At 58.6% G+C, this 16,490-nt stretch carries 13 protein-coding genes and 1 tRNA gene; 8 read left to right on the top strand and 6 right to left on the bottom strand.

What is annotated here, in order from left to right:
- Nucleotides 1–53: 53 nt before the first annotated feature.
- The 4 genes from JHD64_RS12490 to JHD64_RS12475 all read left to right on the top strand — a co-directional run bounded on the left by JHD64_RS12490 (nucleotide 54) and on the right by JHD64_RS12475 (nucleotide 5,829).
- Nucleotides 54–461 carry an acyl-CoA thioesterase gene (locus JHD64_RS12490; protein WP_233170478.1) on the top strand — a complete coding sequence of 136 codons (408 nt, stop codon included), beginning with the start codon at nucleotides 54–56 and terminating at the stop codon, nucleotides 459–461.
- A 171-nt stretch (nucleotides 462–632) separates the two neighbouring features.
- Nucleotides 633–2,060, top strand: coding sequence for an OmpP1/FadL family transporter (locus tag JHD64_RS12485; protein WP_199053428.1), 1,428 nt, complete (start codon nucleotides 633–635; stop codon nucleotides 2,058–2,060).
- A 123-nt stretch (nucleotides 2,061–2,183) separates the two neighbouring features.
- Entirely contained in the window at nucleotides 2,184–4,559 is a 2,376-nt protein-coding gene (locus JHD64_RS12480) for a 3-hydroxyacyl-CoA dehydrogenase/enoyl-CoA hydratase family protein (protein ID WP_199053427.1), read from the top strand.
- 67 nt (nucleotides 4,560–4,626) lie between these two features.
- On the top strand, nucleotides 4,627–5,829 hold the full coding sequence (locus JHD64_RS12475) for an acetyl-CoA C-acyltransferase (RefSeq protein ID WP_199053426.1): 1,203 nt from the start codon (nucleotides 4,627–4,629) through the stop codon (nucleotides 5,827–5,829).
- Nucleotides 5,830–5,936: 107 nt separating this feature from the next.
- On the opposite strand, the gene JHD64_RS12470 is transcribed toward JHD64_RS12475, so the two are convergent.
- The gene (locus JHD64_RS12470; protein WP_233170477.1) at nucleotides 5,937–7,376 is read right to left on the bottom strand and encodes a PilZ domain-containing protein; all 1,440 of its coding nucleotides are present in this window, start codon (nucleotides 7,374–7,376) and stop codon (nucleotides 5,937–5,939) included.
- A gap of 209 nt (nucleotides 7,377–7,585) precedes the next feature.
- Between JHD64_RS12470 and JHD64_RS12465 the strand changes: the two genes are divergently transcribed.
- The gene (locus JHD64_RS12465; protein WP_199053425.1) at nucleotides 7,586–9,787 is read left to right on the top strand and encodes a patatin-like phospholipase family protein; all 2,202 of its coding nucleotides are present in this window, start codon (nucleotides 7,586–7,588) and stop codon (nucleotides 9,785–9,787) included.
- Between the two features lie 76 nt (nucleotides 9,788–9,863).
- On the opposite strand, the gene trpC is transcribed toward JHD64_RS12465, so the two are convergent.
- The 4 genes from trpC to yjgA all read right to left on the bottom strand — a co-directional run bounded on the left by trpC (nucleotide 9,864) and on the right by yjgA (nucleotide 12,912).
- A complete protein-coding gene (gene trpC, locus JHD64_RS12460; RefSeq protein ID WP_059286090.1) occupies nucleotides 9,864–10,664 on the bottom strand; it encodes an indole-3-glycerol phosphate synthase TrpC in 801 nt (266 codons plus the stop codon).
- Nucleotides 10,665–10,784: 120 nt separating this feature from the next.
- A complete protein-coding gene (locus tag JHD64_RS12455) occupies nucleotides 10,785–11,768 on the bottom strand; it encodes a YheT family hydrolase (protein ID WP_199053424.1) in 984 nt (327 codons plus the stop codon).
- Complete coding sequence (mog, locus tag JHD64_RS12450) at nucleotides 11,768–12,349, bottom strand: molybdopterin adenylyltransferase (RefSeq protein ID WP_199053423.1); 582 nt, start codon at nucleotides 12,347–12,349, stop codon at nucleotides 11,768–11,770. Before mog ends, JHD64_RS12455 begins: the two co-directional genes overlap by 1 nt.
- Nucleotides 12,349–12,912, bottom strand: a complete 564-nt coding sequence (yjgA, locus tag JHD64_RS12445; RefSeq protein ID WP_199053422.1) for a ribosome biogenesis factor YjgA — start codon at nucleotides 12,910–12,912, stop codon at nucleotides 12,349–12,351. Before yjgA ends, mog begins: the two co-directional genes overlap by 1 nt.
- A gap of 126 nt (nucleotides 12,913–13,038) precedes the next feature.
- Between yjgA and pmbA the strand changes: the two genes are divergently transcribed.
- The 3 genes from pmbA to JHD64_RS12430 all read left to right on the top strand — a co-directional run bounded on the left by pmbA (nucleotide 13,039) and on the right by JHD64_RS12430 (nucleotide 16,179).
- Nucleotides 13,039–14,397: a metalloprotease PmbA gene (gene pmbA / locus JHD64_RS12440; RefSeq protein WP_170124150.1), complete on the top strand. Its 1,359-nt coding sequence runs from the start codon at nucleotides 13,039–13,041 to the stop codon at nucleotides 14,395–14,397.
- A gap of 87 nt (nucleotides 14,398–14,484) precedes the next feature.
- Nucleotides 14,485–15,624 (top strand): patatin-like phospholipase family protein, encoded by a 1,140-nt coding sequence (locus tag JHD64_RS12435; protein WP_199053421.1) that lies wholly within the window; start codon nucleotides 14,485–14,487, stop codon nucleotides 15,622–15,624.
- Between the two features lie 60 nt (nucleotides 15,625–15,684).
- Nucleotides 15,685–16,179, top strand: a complete 495-nt coding sequence (locus tag JHD64_RS12430; protein WP_239688858.1) for a disulfide bond formation protein B — start codon at nucleotides 15,685–15,687, stop codon at nucleotides 16,177–16,179.
- Nucleotides 16,180–16,364: 185 nt separating this feature from the next.
- Here the strand turns inward: JHD64_RS12430 and JHD64_RS12425 are convergent.
- Nucleotides 16,365–16,441 (bottom strand) — tRNA-Asp (locus JHD64_RS12425).
- Between the last annotated feature and the right edge of the window lie 49 nt (nucleotides 16,442–16,490).

Below are 16,490 nucleotides of genomic sequence, written 5' to 3'. Positions count from 1 at the left end.
GTGCCGGATGCTTGCGTCCGGCCGTTCAGTCAAGAAGCTGCCGGGCGGCTTCTTTGCTGAGCGATCACCAGGAGCGCCACATGGATAGCAATACACAGCGTTTTCCCACTTTGCGGGTGCGTGCCCTGCCGACGGCCACCAATGCCTATGGCAAGGTGCAGGCCGGCTGGTTGATGGGACAGATCGATCTGGCCGGCAGCCTGGATGCCGAGCGCCTGGCGCGTGGTCCGGTGGCGACAGTGGCGGTAAATGCATTCCAGTTTACCCACCCCATTTTATTGGGGGATGTGGTCAATCTTTATGTGGAAAGGCTGCGTGTGGGGCAAAAGTCGGTCACGCTGAAGATTGCCGTGGAGGCGGAAAGGCTGGATGGCGAACTGGTGTTCGTGACAGAGGTGATTGCAACATTTGTTGCTGTGGATATGGATGGTAAATCGCGTAATTTGGCAGAAGTTGCTTGAGTTTAATGCTTTTTGTTGCTTGTTTGTTGTGTGAAACGATCGTTTGGAACAAACGCTCTTATTTTAGTGGACATGCTCTAATTCTCTGGTAGTATCCAAAATGATCCGTAGCAATACGGACATAAAAAGCGACTAGGACTACATACAGATATATTCGCAGAGAGGGATAACATGAAACTCAAGCACCTCAGCCAATCCGTGATGCTCATGGGAGTTGCCGTCGGGGCGTTCTCTTCCACAGCACTGGCTTCCGGTTACCACTTCGGCTCGCAAAGCGTTTCCGCGCAAGGCACGGCATTTGCCAACGGCGCAGAAGCTGCTGATGCATCAACCATTTTTTACAACCCGGCTGGCATGTCGCGTTTGACTGGCACCAATTTCTCCGGTGGTCTGACCCTGGTGGTGCCGGACTCGGAATATACCGACAAGGGTTCCAAGAATGTTAATGGCACTGCTATTAAAGGGGATAATGGCGGTAATTTCGCTCCTGACTATGTTGTTGCACCGTCGTTCTATGCCACGCACCAATTGAACGATAAGTGGACTGTTGGTCTTGGTATTTTTGTACCATTCGGTGCTCAGCTGGATTATGGCAATACCTGGGCGGGCCGTTATGCGCTGGAAAGCATCAAGCTGGAAACACTGAACTTTAACCCTTCGGTATCTTTCAAGCTGGATGAGCACCATTCATTTGGCGCGGGTATTTCTGCTCAATATATGAAAGCTACCTTGAGCAAGGCTGTGGATGTGGCCGGTGGTTTTAGCTCGCTGCCAGCTGCACAACAATCGGAGATCATCAGTCAGATTGTTAGTGCAGGTGGCAACCCTGCCAAACTCGGCAGCGTGCAGCCGGGTCAGGCGTCTTTGGATGCAGATGGCTGGGGTTATGGTGTGAACTTGGGCTATATGTTCCAAATGAACGAAAATACCCGGTTTGGCCTTGCGTATCGTTCAAATATCCATCATAAACTTGATGGAAGTGCGAACTGGAATTTCAATAATGTAAGTACCGATCCGGTAATTAATGCCACCATTCAGAGTTTGGCTAAACAACTTGGCCATGTTTCTTCTGGCGGTTCTGTTACGGTAGATACCCCGGAATCGATTTCAGCCAATACTTTCCATAAGCTGAATGACAAGGTTGACTTGATGGCAGACCTGACCTGGACGCGGCATTCGCGCATGGACAGCATCGATATCAAGTTCAGCCAGCCAGGTGAGGGCGATCTGGTGATCAAACAAGGTTGGCGCGATACCTTCAAATTGTCCTTCGGTGGCAATTATCACTACAGTGATGCGCTGACCTTGCGCACGGGTGTCGCCTATGACCAATCACCAGTTAAAAATGACGATTTACGTCATCCGGCCCTGCCAGATAGTGATCGTTACTGGCTTTCCTTTGGCGCCAATTACAAACTCAGCAAGCAGTCATCGATTGACGTTGCGTATTCCTATGTATTCTTCAAAAATGCGGATATCAATTACAAAGATGGCTGCAACCCGAATAGCACGACTTGCACTGGTAACGGTGAAACTACGGTCGGCAGCTACAAGACCAATCTGCAATTCCTTGGTCTGCAGTACAACTACAGCTTCTAAACGGATAATCAAGGTTTAGAGGCGTGGCAGGGTCATGGCGGCTTGTTTTGCCATGACCCGACAGCAAGGCAGGCATGAGGGGCCTGCCCCATGATTGATGAGTTTCAACATAACGAGGAAACCATGTCTCAAACCAAGTTCAACGTACGCAAGGTGGCGGTACTGGGTGCTGGCGTGATGGGTGCGCAGATTGCCGCGCATCTGGTCAATGCCAAGGTGCCGACCATTCTGTTCGACCTGCCGGCCAAAGAAGGTAATAAAAATGGCATCGTGCTCAAGGCGCTGGATGGCCTGAAAAAGCTCAAGCCGTCGCCGTTGTCCAACAAGGATGCCGTGGGCTATATCGAGCCGGCCAATTACGAAGACCATCTGCATCTGCTGAAAGACTGCGATATCGTCATCGAAGCCATTGCCGAGCGCATGGACTGGAAGGCAGATCTGTATCACAAAGTGGCGCCGCACCTGGGCGAGCACACCATTTTCGCTACCAACACCTCCGGTCTGTCGATCAACAAGCTGGCCGAGAGCTGTCCTGATTCGGTGCGTCCGCGCTTCTGCGGCGTGCACTTCTTCAACCCGCCGCGTTACATGCATCTGGTCGAGATCATCCCGTGCGTAACGTCGGATGCGGGCATTCTGGATAATCTGGAGCGTTTCCTGGTCACCACCCTGGGCAAGGGTGTGGTCCGTGCCAAGGATACCCCCAACTTTGTCGCCAACCGCATCGGTGTGTTCTCCATGCTGGCGACCATTGCCAATGCCGAAAAATTCGGCATCCGCTTTGATATTGTCGACGACCTGACCGGCCCGCGCCTCGGTCGTCCCAAATCCGCCACCTTCCGCACGGCGGACGTCGTGGGTCTGGATACCTTCTCGCATGTGGTGAAAACCATGGATGACACCCTGCCGGGCGATCCGTGGCATGGCCTGTTCAAGTCGCCGGAATGGCTGCAGAAGCTGATTGCCGCCGGTGCATTGGGTGCCAAGAGCAAGGTGGGCATCTACAAGAAAGACGGCAAGAAAATGTTCGTCTTCGACGCGGCTAGCGGAGAATACGTTGGTGCCGGGCAGAAGGGTGATGACGCGGTCAAGGACATCCTGAAGATTGCCGATCCGGCGGAAAAATTCCGTCAGCTGCGTGCCAGCGAACATCCGCAGGCGCAGTTCCTGTGGGCCTGCTTCCGCGATGTGTTCCATTACATTTCCTACCACCTGGCTGATATTGCCAATTGCGCCCGTGATGTGGACTTTGCCATTCGCTGGGGTTTTGGCTGGTCGGTCGGCCCGTTTGAAACCTGGCAGGCTGCCGGCTGGCAACAGTTGGCACAGTGGATTGATGAAGACATCAAGGCGGGCAAGAGCTTGTCCGCGGCTGCTTTGCCGGACTGGGCCTTGCAGGCTGACCGTGCCGGCGTGCATTTTGCCAATGGCTCCTACAATGCTGCCGGGCAGACTCTGATCGGTCGCTCCACGCTGGACGTGTATCAGCGTCAATTGGCTCCGGCCCGCGTATTGGGCGAGGCTGTTGCCCCGCTGGGCGAAACCGTCTTCGAAAACGATGGCGTGCGTGCCTTCACTACCGGCGACGACATTCTGGTGGTGTCCTTCAAGTCCAAGGCACATGCGATCGGGCCGGATGTCATCACTGGCTTGAACACTGCGCTGGATATCGCCGAAGACCGTTTCAAGGGTCTGGTGATCTGGCAGACCGAAGAGCCGTTCTCGGTTGGTGCCGACCTGCAATCCATGCTGCCGGCCTTCATGACCGGCGACTGGGCGGCCATTGACGCGACCGTGCGCCGCTTCCAGGACACCTCGATGCGCCTGCGTTACAGCCAGGTGCCTACCGTGGCGGCAACCCAGGGCTATGTCTTCGGCGGTGGCTGCGAGTTTGCCATGCACTGCGACAAGACCGTGGCCGCACTGGAATCCTATGTCGGCCTGGTGGAAGTGGGTGTTGGCCTGCTGCCGGGCGGTGGTGGTTGCAAGGAGTTTGCCCTGCGTGCCGCACAGGAAGCCAAGGGCGATGTGCTGGCCGCGCTGAAGGATTACTTCATGGCCGTTGCCACCGCCAAGGTCGCCACCAGCGGTCAGGAAGCGCAGGAAATCGGCTTCTTCCGCAAGGGTGACCCGGTGGTATTCAATGCCTACGAGCTGCTGTATGTCGCCAAGCAACAAGCGCTGGCCATGGCCGAATCCGGCTATCGTCCGCCGCTGAAAGTGAAGGGCTTCCCGGTGGCTGGCCGTTCTGGTGCCGCCTCGATCAAGGGCTCGCTGATCAATATGCTGGAAGGGCACTTCATCTCCCAGCATGACTTCTTCATTGCTTCGCAAATCGCCGACGTCATGACCGGTGGTGATGTTGAGGCCGGTACGCTGGTGAACGAGCAGTGGATTCTGGATCTGGAACGCAAGGCCTTCATGACCCTGCTGCAAAATTCCAAAACCCAGGACCGCATTGCCAATATGCTCACCACCGGCAAACCGCTGCGCAACTAATACGAAACAATGCATCAGTCCGACGGCCGCGAGGGGCGGAGCCGTCGGCTGCCAGGAGATTGAAAAAATGGTTAAGCAAGTACAGGAAGCCTATATCGTCGCTGCCACCCGTACCCCGGTGGGCAAAGCACCGCGTGGCATGATGCGCCATGTGCGCCCGGATGACATGCTGGCGCATGTGATTACCGGCGCGCTGGCCCAGGTGCCGACACTGGACCCCAAGCTGATTTCCGACTGCGTGGTGGGTTGCGCTTTCCCGGAAGCGGAGCAGGGCCTGAACATGGCGCGTATCGGCGTATTGCTGGCAGGTCTGCCCAATACCGTGGGTGGTATCACCATCAACCGTTACTGCTCGTCCGGTATCAACGCCGTGCAGATGGCGGCTGACCGCATCCGTCTGGGTGAGGCTGACGTGGTGATCGCGGCCGGTGCCGAGTCGATGTCGCTGGTGCCGATGATGGGTAACAAGGTGTCGCTGAACCCGGAAATCTTCGCCAAGGATGAAAACTTTGCCATCGCCTATGGCATGGGTCTGACCGCGGAAAAAGTGGCCCAGCAGTGGGGCGTATCGCGTGAAGACCAGGACGCTTTTGCCGTCGAGTCGCATCGCCGTGCCATTGCCGCCATCGATTCCGGTGCCTTCAAGAGCGAAATCACCCCGCTGGAGGTCACCTATCGCACGCCGAACCTGGAAACCGGTGAAGTCATCAGCAAGACCAAGCTGCTGGATACCGACGAAGGTCCGCGTCGCGAGACCACGCTGGAAGGCCTGGCCAAGCTGAAAACCGTGTTCGATGCCAAGGGTTCGGTGACTGCCGGTAACTCTTCGCAAATGTCCGACGGTGCCGGTGCAGTGATTCTGGTATCCGAGCGCGTGCTCAAGGAGTTCAACCTGGTGCCGCTGGCGCGCTACGTGACCTTTGCCGTGAAGGGTGTGCCGCCGGAAATCATGGGTATTGGCCCCAAGGAAGCCATTCCGGCCGCTTGCCAGCAAGCCGGCATCACCCAGGATGAGCTGAAGTGGATTGAGCTCAACGAAGCCTTTGCCGCACAGGCGCTGGCAGTGACCCGTGATCTGGAGCTGGATACCAGCAAGATCAACCCGCATGGCGGGGCCATTGCGCTGGGTCACCCGCTGGGGGCGACGGGTGCCATCCGTACTGCCACACTGGTGCATGGCATGCGCAATGCCGGTCAGCAAGGCTATGGCATGGTCACCATGTGTATCGGTACCGGCATGGGTGCGGCGGGTATTATCGAAGTACTGTAAGGCTCTGCCTGCTGCACGCCAAAACGCCCGCGATTGCGGGCGTTTTTGTCTGTGGTGTGCCGAGAAGCGCGGCGCTGGCAGCCGGGGCGGGCTGCATGGCTTGGCTGTCAGTCCACCTTGGACAGGGTGTCGAAATCGCTATTGCTGCAATCCTCGAATTCCTGCTGCGGATTTTTCAGGCGAATCAGATAGGACTTGCCCTGTGCAGTGAGGACCTGCTCACGCCCAGGCTCGGCCAGATGCTTGGGCATCAGGAACCAGCGCTGGCTCTTGCGCGAGTTCGGTTGGGTAATGTAAATGGCGGTGACCGGCTGGTCACGATTGCCGGCGGGGTCGCTCAAGGATACCCCGACCGGACTCTGTCCCAGGATTTCGATGCCGACCTTGGTGCCATTCTGCTGGCGCAGGATGCGCCGAATGGCACCCAGCAACAAGGGATGGCTCTCGGTTTTTACCAGTATCAGACGGCCGATGGCCAGCTGTTCCAGACTCTTGCCAACGAAAGTCAGCCCCATGCCGCTGCTGCTGATGTCGTTGACTTTCCATTCCTGGGAAGGCGTGTCCTGGTTGTTTTCGATGTCCTGAATCTTGACGGTAAAGGCCACCCGTTCGAAGCCGATGGTCACCTGGGCGTTGGAGCTGTGCAGCGAGCGCTCGGATTTGCGCAGCGACTTGCCGCCATCATCCGACCAGCGGATGGCCAGCTTTTCACACAAGGCCAGCCATTCTTCGCGCTCCAGCTTGGCCTCCAGTGCCCTGAGCGAGGCGGGAATGGCGCGCTCCAGGTCGAACATCAGGTCGGCCAGGCGGCTGGTGAGATCGCTGGTGGACCAATAGCGCATCCATTTGCCGGCCATGCCGCGCAGCAGTGGCTGCGGGTGCTCCGGCATGCTCAGGTTGATGACAAAGACCGGTTCTTGCGCAGGCGGCTGTTTTTCCAGGCGAATGCCCTGGCTGAGCGGCATCATCATCTGGTCGACGGCAATGATTTCGCGGTGCAACATATTGTCGGTCTGCGCCAAGTACAGCATGCAGCCCTGTAACAACAGCTGTTCACAGCTGACTTCCACCGTGGAATCGGGGTACAGCATCAGCGGGGTGCGGGCAACGCCGGCATCTTCCGCCTGCATGTAGAAGCGGAAGCCTTGTTGCCAGACCGAGCCTTCCGGTTTGAGATAGCGCAGCGAATTCCAGGCGATCAGCCGCATCTGGTGATGCAGGCCGCGAGCGGTGATCAGCCGGATATCGGCTTCCATGGCATTGTTGGGTGCGGCCTGATACAGGCGCAGGCAAATCTGGTAAGCATTGGCCAGTTCGTGCCAGAAGGCCAGAATGGTGGGGAGATAGTTTTTACTGCCGGGCACGGCGGCCAGAAAGTCCTGGCACAGCTGGTGATGAATGTTGTGGGCCTTGTCATCGACATAGACCAGGGTCTTGATGCGCTCCTTCAACGGGATATCGGTATCCGCGTTTATCTTGGAGACGGCCTTGATGATTTCAACCAGGGCAGTAAAGTATTCCGCCTGCGGCAAATCCCTCACCAGCATGGTCGCCGATTGGGCGATACCGGTTGCCAGGGAGTTTTTAGTGAGCAGGGAACTGACCAGAGATTTAAAATCGAACATTGTGCCTTAAGCTTTATTGGGCTCTATGTTTTGTCGAATGTATGACACTATATCTTACGTCACCGTGCAGCTTAGGTGAAATAGTAAATTTCCGTTTTTTACTGAATATGCATCCTGCTACAAAAAGAATTTTGAAAATTTCGCTGAAACTGCTGATTCTGGCGCTGCCCATCTTGCTTGCTGCGCCGCAGGCCGGTGCATTCGAACTGGCTGCGGATGAAGGCGTGGGCGTGGTGCTGGGCGGTGGCGGGGCGCGTGGATTTGCCCACCTGGGGGTGCTGCGGGAGTTGCAGCGCCTGCACATTCCCATCCGCTGCATTGCCGGCACCAGCGCAGGGGCCCTGGTAGGTGGCATGTATGCCAATGGCCTGGATCTGGATCAGATGGCAGCGGATTTTCGTGATGCCAACTGGGATCAGATGCTGTCCGGGCGCCTGCCGCGGACTGACATTCCCTATGACAAGAAGCGTGATGATTACAAAAACTATCTCGACGTGACCTTCGGCCTGCAGAACGGGCAGCTGCGTGTGCCGCGCAGTGCCATCAACTCGCAGGAAATCGAGATGTTCATCCGCAAGCTGACCCGTGACCGCCAGCTGGATAGCTTCGAAAAACTGCCGATTCCTTTCCGTGCCGTGGCCACCGATCTGGCCAATGGTGAGGCGGTGGTGTTCGACAAGGGGCCGCTGGCCCAGGCCTTGCGGGCCAGCATGGCCGTGCCCGGTTTGTTCGATCTGGTGGAAACCGATGGCCGGCTGCTGGTGGATGGTGGTCTGGCGCGTAATCTGCCGATTCAGGATGCCCGGCAATGTGCACAACACCTGATTGTGGTGGATGTCGGTACCCCGCCTTTAAGCAAGGACCAGATCAACAGCCTGTTTGATGTGGTGGCGCAGACCACCAACCTGATGGTCAGCCGTAATGTCAGGGAGCAGATGGCCTTGCTGCAACCGGAGGATGTGCTGATCCGGCCGGACCTGAATGGCTATGGTGCGGCCGATTTCGTGGAAAATCAGGCCATCATCCAGCGTGGCAATGCGGCGGCCATGGCTCAGGAGCAGGCACTGCGCCGCTTTTCAGTGAGCGCCGAGCGCTATGCTGCATGGCGCGAGCGCTTGAAGCTGCCGGCCTATCCTGTGGTGGATGATATCCAGATAAAATCAGATAGTCGCTTTGTCAATGCGGATGGTCTGGCCAGCAGCGTGGCGGACATGAAGGGGGGGCAGACCGTTGACGCTGTACGCGAAAAGCTGCGCGCGCTGTTTGCTGCGGGTGATTACGACCAGCTCAGCTACGCCATCGATGCGCGCAATGGTCGCAACATCATGACCGTGATGCCACTGGAAAAGAATATTGGCCCCAATACGGTTCATTTCGGCCTGAGCCTCAATAGCTCGACGCCGGGCGATTCCAACTTCAGCTTCCTGGCTTCCCACCAGCGTAACTGGCTGAATCCGGCCGGTGGCTCATGGCGGAACGAGATGGTCATCGGCAAGGACAAGCTGTTCAAGACCGAGTTGTACCAGCCATGGTCGTATGACAGCCCCTTGTTTGCGGCGGCATCGCTCAGTTATCACCAGCAGCCGCTGTCGTTCTATGATGACAATCACATAAAATATGCCGAAGTGAGCAACGATATCACCATGTTCAATGCGGATGTCGGTACGGTGCTGGGCCGTTATGGTGAATTGCGACTGGGGCTGTTTGATTCTCGGGTGGAAAGCTATCTGTCACTGGGCGACTCCGCCCTGTTGAACGGCACGATCAATCACAGCTACGCCGGGGTGCGTGGCAAACTGGTATTCGATCAGTTTGACAATCCGCGCTGGCCGCGCTCAGGCTATTTCATGAATGTCGTGCTGACCTCGTCCCTGCCGGCCATGGGCAGCTATACCGCCAGCCGCGACTATGACGCGGTGGTGGAAGGGGTGAAAACCTTTGGCGATCTGACCTTCCGGCTGACCGGCAAGGCGCGTGGCATTGTCAATCGCAAGCCGGATGACTACCGGCTGGAGTCGTTGGGCGGCTTCCTCAACCTGACCGGCTACCAGGCGGGTGAGTTGCTGGGCGAGAAGGTGGCCCTGTCACGGCTGATGGTGTACTGGCGTGCGGCCTCGCTGCCATCCGCCCTGGGCAGCGGTCTGTACGCTGGGATGTCGGGCGAGGTGGGCCGGGTGTGGGGCAACCCCTTCGATGGCAGCACGACGCAATGGATTCCTGCCGGTTCGGTGTTTCTGGCGGCGGATACCATTTTTGGCCCCTTCTTTCTGGGGGTGGGCAATGCCAAGAATGGCAAGCTCAGCGGCTATATCTACCTGGGTGCTGATTATTGAAACGCTGCCCTGGAATACAAAACGGCCACCGCTTGGGTGGCCGTTTTGCTATTGCCATCGGCACGGATGGCAAGCTTCAGTCCTGCGGAAAGAATAGTCCGGCAAGGGCGGCGCCGGGGTCGTCCTGACGCATGAAGGCTTCGCCCACCAGAAAGCTGTGTACCTGATGGCTGCGCATCAGGCGCACGTCATCGGCAGTGAGAATGCCACTTTCCGTCACCGCAATGCGGCCATTGCTGATGCCGGGCAGCAGTTTCAGCGTGGTGGTCAGGCTGACTTCAAAGGTGCGCAGATTGCGATTGTTGACGCCGATCAGTTCGGTATCCAGCTGTAGCGCCTGTTCCAGTTCTTGTTCATTGTGGACTTCCACCAGCACGGCCATGCCCAGTTCGCGTGACAGGGCTTCGAAGTCGCGCATCTGGGCCAGCGGCAGGGCGGCGGCAATCAGCAGGATGCAGTCGGCACCCATGGCGCGGGCCTCATACAGCTGATATTCGTCAACCATGAAATCCTTGCGCAGCACCGGCAAATGGCAGGCGGCACGGGCGGCTTGCAGATAGGCGGCATCGCCCTGGAAATATTGCTTGTCGGTCAGTACCGACAGGCAGGCTGCGCCGGCAGCGGCATAGCTGGCGGCAATGGCTGCCGGGTCGAAGTCGGCACGAATCACGCCCTTGCTCGGGCTGGCTTTCTTGATTTCGGCAATCACTGCCGGCTGACCCAAGGCATGCTTGGCGCGGATGGCGGCGACAAAGTCGCGCTTGTCGGTGGCGCGCAGTTCGGCGGCATGGCGGACTTCAGCCAGCGGGCAGGTTTGCCGGGCAGCGGACACTTCCTGATGCTTGGTGGCGACGATGGTATTGAGGATGTCGGACATTCTGTAAGCCTGTGGTAATGCGTTCAGCCAAAACGGACATCATGCAGAACTGTGCCGGCTTTGGCAATCATGCCGCAGCGGCCCTGGCTGCCGGAGCAGGGCTGATGGGCCGGGTGGCTGCTAAGGGCGGGGGGCCGCGTCTGCTTGGACGGGGCTGTTTTGCAGATGGGGCAGGAAGAAGTCGAGCAGGCGCTGCGGCAGCCAGTGAATATGACCGGGAAAGCGGCCGCTGACAAAGCCGACATGCCCGCCATGCTGCGGAAAGTCCAGTACCACCGCCGGGCTGACTTCGTTTGCCGCTGGCAGGGCCGATGCCGGCAGGAAAGGGTCGTTGCGGGCATTCAGGATCAAGGTGGGGCAGCTGATCTGGCGCAGACGTGGCTTGCTGCTGGCACGTTGCCAGTAATTGAGCGCCGTACCATAGCCATGCAGCGGGGCGGTGACGGCATCATCGAATTCGACAAAGGTGCGGGCGCGGCGTACCCGGCCGGCGTCGAACAGGCCCGGATGCTGGCGCAGGGTGGCCAGTGCCTTGGGCTTGAGGGTGTTCATGAACATGCGGGTATACAGCAACCTGCCCAGGCCCCGGTCGAGCCGGGTGCTGGCCGCGACCAGATCCAGCGGGGCCGAGATGGCGGCTGCGGCGCGAGGCAGGGCAAATGGGCCTTCTTCGGCCAGATAGTTCAGCAGCATGCTGCCGCCCAGTGATACCGCCGCGACCGCCATCAGCGGATGGCGCCGCGCCAAGCGCTGCAGTATCCAGCGGATTTCCGCCGCATCCCCTGCGTGGTAGGCGCGCGGCAAGGGATTGTCCATGCCGCCGCAGCCACGAAAGTGCGGCACCACGCCATGCCAGCCGCGTGCGGCGACTGCCTGCATCAAGGCACGGGCGTAGTGACTGTCGCTGCTGCCTTCCAGACCGTGAAACAGCACGACCAGCGGGCTGCCGGGCTGGCCATCGACAAAGTCCAGTGCAATGCTGGCCCCGTCCGGGGTGGGCCATCGTTCACGACGATAGGGTGGCCGTGGCGTGCGCAGCAACAGGGCTGGCCAGATGGTTTGGCTATGGCCGTCTGGCAGCCAGGCCGGGGCACGGTAGGACATCAGGCCGAAGCGGGTTTTTGTGCCGACTTGGGGCGGAATGCCTTGACGATCTGCGGCACGGTTTCGACATAGGGGCCGCCGATCAGGTCGAGGCAGTAGGGGATGGCAGCAAAAATGCCGGGTACCAGTGTTTCTCCCTGTTGGTCTTTCAGCCCTTCCAGAGTTTCCTTGATTGCCTTGGGCTGGCCGGGCAGATTGAGGATCAGCGTACTTTTGCGAATGACGCCGACCTGGCGCGACAGAATGGCCGTCGGCACAAAACGCAGGCTGATCTGGCGCATTTGCTCGCCGAAGCCCGGCATTTCGCGGTCGGCCACTGCCAGGGTGGCATCCGGTGTGACATCGCGCGGTGCCGGACCGGTGCCGCCGGTTGTCAGCACCAGGTGACAGCCTTCCTCGTCCACCAGCTGTCGCAGCGTGGATTCGATCTCGGCCTGCTCGTCCGGAATCAGCCGGGTGACAGTGGTGAACGGGCTGGCCAGCGCCTGGGTCAGCCAGTCTTGCAGGGCCGGAATGCCCTGGTCCTGGTAAACGCCGCTACTGGCGCGATCCGAAACTGAAACCAGGCCTATCTTCAGCATTACTCGTCTTCTCCGTATTCGTGTGCTTGTTCATCCTGCTGTACCCGGGGCTTGCCCGGCTCGGGGATGGCTTGCTTGATCAGCTGGAACAGCAGGCGGAAGGATTTGGGCGGCTTGTTCTCGGCCTGTTCCTTGCGGGCATTGCGAATCAGCGTGCGCAGTTGTTGTGGGTCCACGCCGGGAAATTCGTTAATGAAGGTGGCGGACATTTTATCGTCGCTCATCAGGCGTTCGCGCCAGCGTTCCAGCAAATGTTGCCAGGCAATGTGCTCGGACGATTCGCCCTTGATCACCAGCAGATACTGGCGGATCGGCTCTGCGTCGATGTCGCGCATCAGCTTGCCGATGTATTGCAGCTGGCGGCGCAGTGCGCCATGGGCGGTAAAGCGTTTGTAGTCCAGAATGGCAGTCAGCAAATCCTCCGGCAGCTGCATTTTCTTCAGCGTATCCTTGGAGAGTTCGACCAGCTCCTTGCCCAGATCCTGCAGCGCGTCCATGTCGCGCTTGCGCTGGGACTTGCTGATCATGCCGTCAGGCAGGCTGTCGTCCTGGTAATCAGTCATCGTTCAAAAGTCTCTACGGTTTTCAAGGCTGGTATGATACCGGAAAAGACGTGTCGCTTCCCGTGCAAACACGTCGGCGGCGGCGGTGGCGGGCTGCGCCGCCGCATCGGCAAGGCAAAATACATCATGGTAGATAAGACATTGGCAGACAACACATTCAGTTTCAGCAAAGACGTATTAGCAGGCATCGCCAGTCGTGTACTGGAGCTGGCGCAACAGCATGGGGCTTCTGCCGCCGAAACCGATGTTTCCGAAGGTCTGGGTCAGACGGTCAGCGTACGGCTGGGCGAGGTGGAAACCATCGAGTACAACCAGGACAAGGGGGTGTCGGTCACCGTGTACCTGGGGCAGAAAAAGGGCCATGCCAGTACCTCTGACTTTTCCGAAACAGCCCTGCGCGATACGGTGAAGGCCGCGCTGGATATTGCGCGCTTTACTGCCGAGGACGAGTGTTCCGGCCTGGCCGACCGGCAGTTGCTGGCCACCGATTTTCCCGATCTGGATCTGTTCCACCCGTGGAATCTGCCGGTGGAGCAGGCCATCGAGCTGGCGCGGCAGTGTGAAGATGCTGCCAGGGCGGTGGATGCGCGCATCCGCAATTCCGAAGGCGCTTCGGTATCGGCGCAGGCCAGTCATTTCATCTATGCCAACAGTAATGGATTCCTGGCGGGTTATCCCGGCAGCCGTCACAGCATTTCTGCCGCGGTGGTGGCGGAAGAGGGCGGCTCGATGCAGCGCGATTACTGGTATTCGGCCGCGCGGCACCCGGATGATCTGGAGGATCCGCGCAAGATCGGCCGTATCGCCGGTGAACGGGCGGTGCGTCGCCTGTCGGCGCGCCGGGTAAAGACCGGCCAGTACCCGGTGCTGTTCGAGGCGCCGGTGGCGGCATCCTTGCTGGGTCACCTGGTGTCGGCGATCAGCGGGGGCAATTTGTACCGCAAGTCTTCTTTCTTGCTGGATTGCCAGGGGCAGCAGATTTTCCATCCCAATATCACGGTGGATGAAGATCCCTTTGTATTGCGTGGCATGTCGAGCGGTGCCTTTGATAGTGAAGGGGTGGAAACCTCGGCGCGGCGGCTGGTGGATCAGGGGGTATTGCAGGGTTATATGCTGGCCAGCTACTCGGCACGCAAGCTCGGTTTGCAGACAACCGGCAATGCCGGCGGCCCGCATAATCTGCTGGTGCACAGCACGGGTGAGAGCTTTGACGAGTTGTTGCAGCAGGTGGGGACGGGGCTGCTGGTCACCGAGCTGCTGGGCCATGGCATCAATACCGTGACCGGCGATTATTCGCGCGGCGCGGCCGGCTTTTGGGTGGAAAAGGGTGTGATCGCCTATCCGGTGGAGGAAATCACCATCGCGGGCAATCTGCGTGAAATGTTCCAGCGCATGGTGGCAGTTGGCACCGATACCTTGGCACGAGGTGGCAAAGTCATGGGTTCGGTGTTGATCGAATCGATGACCGTGGCGGGTGAAGACTGAGGCTGATGTGATGCGGCTGCTTGTCAGAGCAGCCGTTTTCCGGCTATGCCTATAACAACAACTAATGCATCCACAGCGAGGTGCAAGATGGCGGGGAAGAGCAAGATCGGTCTGGTGCTGTCGGGAGGCGGCGCCCGTGCCGCCTATCAGGCGGGCGTATTGCTGGCCATTTCGCGTCTGCTGCCGGAGCCGGAACGCAATCCCTTTCCCATCATCTGCGGTACTTCGGCTGGCGCCATCAATGCCGTGGCAGTGGCTGCCGGTGCCGGAAATTATCGCCAGGCGGTGCGCTATCTGGCCCAGATGTGGAAGCAATTGCACATCAATAATGTTTACGATGCCAGCCTGGCCTATTTTCTCAAGACCTTTTTCCATTTTGGCATTTCCATCGCCACTGGCGGCCGCGGCTGGCGTAATCCGCGCAGCTTTCTGGATAATGCGCCATTGCGTGATTTTCTGGCACGTACCATGCCGCTGGATGGCATTCAGGATTCATTGCAGCAGCATGCCCTGCAGGCATTGGCCCTGACCGCCTCCTGTTTCAGTACCGGTATGTCGGTGACCTTTTTTGAGGGGCAGCCCGGTATCAACGAATGGTCCCGTCATCAGCGAATTGGCGTGCGCGAGAAAATCTCGCTGGATCATTTGATGGCCACCTCGGCCATTCCGCTGATCTTTCCCTCGACCCAGATCGGCAAGCTGCATTATTGCGATGGCGCCATTCGGCAGATGGCCCCCTTGTCGCCGGCCCTGCATCTGGGGGCGGAAAAGCTGTTTATCGTCGGCTTGAGCAGTCAGCGGCCAGCAGGGGCCGAGCGCCGCACCACCGGGGTGGCGCCCAGCCCGGCACAGATATTCGGCCATCTGCTAAATAGTGTGTTCATCGACAGCATGTCGATGGATATGGAGCGCTTGTTGCGGGTGAATCACACGGTGTCTTTGCTGGAGGGGCATCAGGAACTGTGCACGCAAACCAGCCTCAAGCAGGTGGACATTTTCATGTTGAATCCCAGCAAATCGCTGGAAAGCATTGCTTACCAGTATGCCCATGAGTTTCCGCCGGTATTGCGCTTTCTGATGAAGGGGACGGGGGGCACGCGCCAGCGCGGCATGACGCTGGCGACCTATTTGCTGTTTGAGCCGGGATATTGCCGTGCCCTGATTGCGCTTGGTTACAAGGATGCGCTGAATCAGCGTGAGGCCATCAAACAATTTCTGGAACTTTGAGTCTGTAGCAAAATCTCAGAGCTTTCGTATTTCAGCCCAAAACATAAACAAGGGGATGTTGTGAGTATTCGTTTATCGCGCCGCCAAGGGTTCTTTCTGGTGGCGGCTGGCTGTGCCGCCGCCATGGGCTTTGCCCTGTATTCGCAGTATGTTTTGCAGCTGGAGCCTTGCCCGCTGTGCATTTTTCAGCGCGTTGGCGTTATTGCCGTCGGCCTGATTGCCCTCTTGGCGGCCTTGCATAACCCCGGTCGTGGCGGCTATCGCCTGTGGGCCGGGCTGGGCGTGCTGGCTGCGCTGGCGGGCGGGGCGGTTTCCGTGCGGCAGCTGTGGTTGCAGAGTCTGCCGGAAGATCAGGTGCCCGCCTGCGGCCCTGGGCTGGACTACCTGATGGAAACCTCTCCCTTGTGGGATGTGCTGTCCAAGGTGTTCAAAGGCAGTGGCGAGTGTGCCAAGGTGGATTGGACTTTCCTCGGGCAGGCCATGCCATTCTGGGTGGCGGTATTTTTTGTCGGCGTGATTGCCATGCAGCTTTGGCTGGCCATGCGTAAGGATTGAGCTGCGCCATTACCAGCCGCCCGATGCGTGTGGTGGCTGGTGGTGTTGCGCACAATCGCCTGGCGAAACCCGGCAATGCCGGGTTTTTTGCGTTGATGGCTGGTACGGAGTGTGGCAGGAAGACTGGTGTGGCTGAGGGTGGGTGGAAATGCAAAAAAGCAGCCATAGGCTGCTTTTTCTGATATTGGCGGAGTGGACGGGACTCGAACCCGCGACCCCCGGCGTGACAGGCCGGTATTCTAACCAACTGAACTACCACTCCAAACCTTGGTGGGCGTTGACGGAGTCGAACCGCCGACATTCTGCTTGTA

Source organism: Aquitalea sp. ASV15 (genome assembly GCF_016429115.1).
GTDB lineage: Bacteria > Pseudomonadota > Gammaproteobacteria > Burkholderiales > Chromobacteriaceae > Aquitalea > Aquitalea magnusonii.
This window is presented reverse-complemented; position numbering and strand designations above follow the sequence as displayed.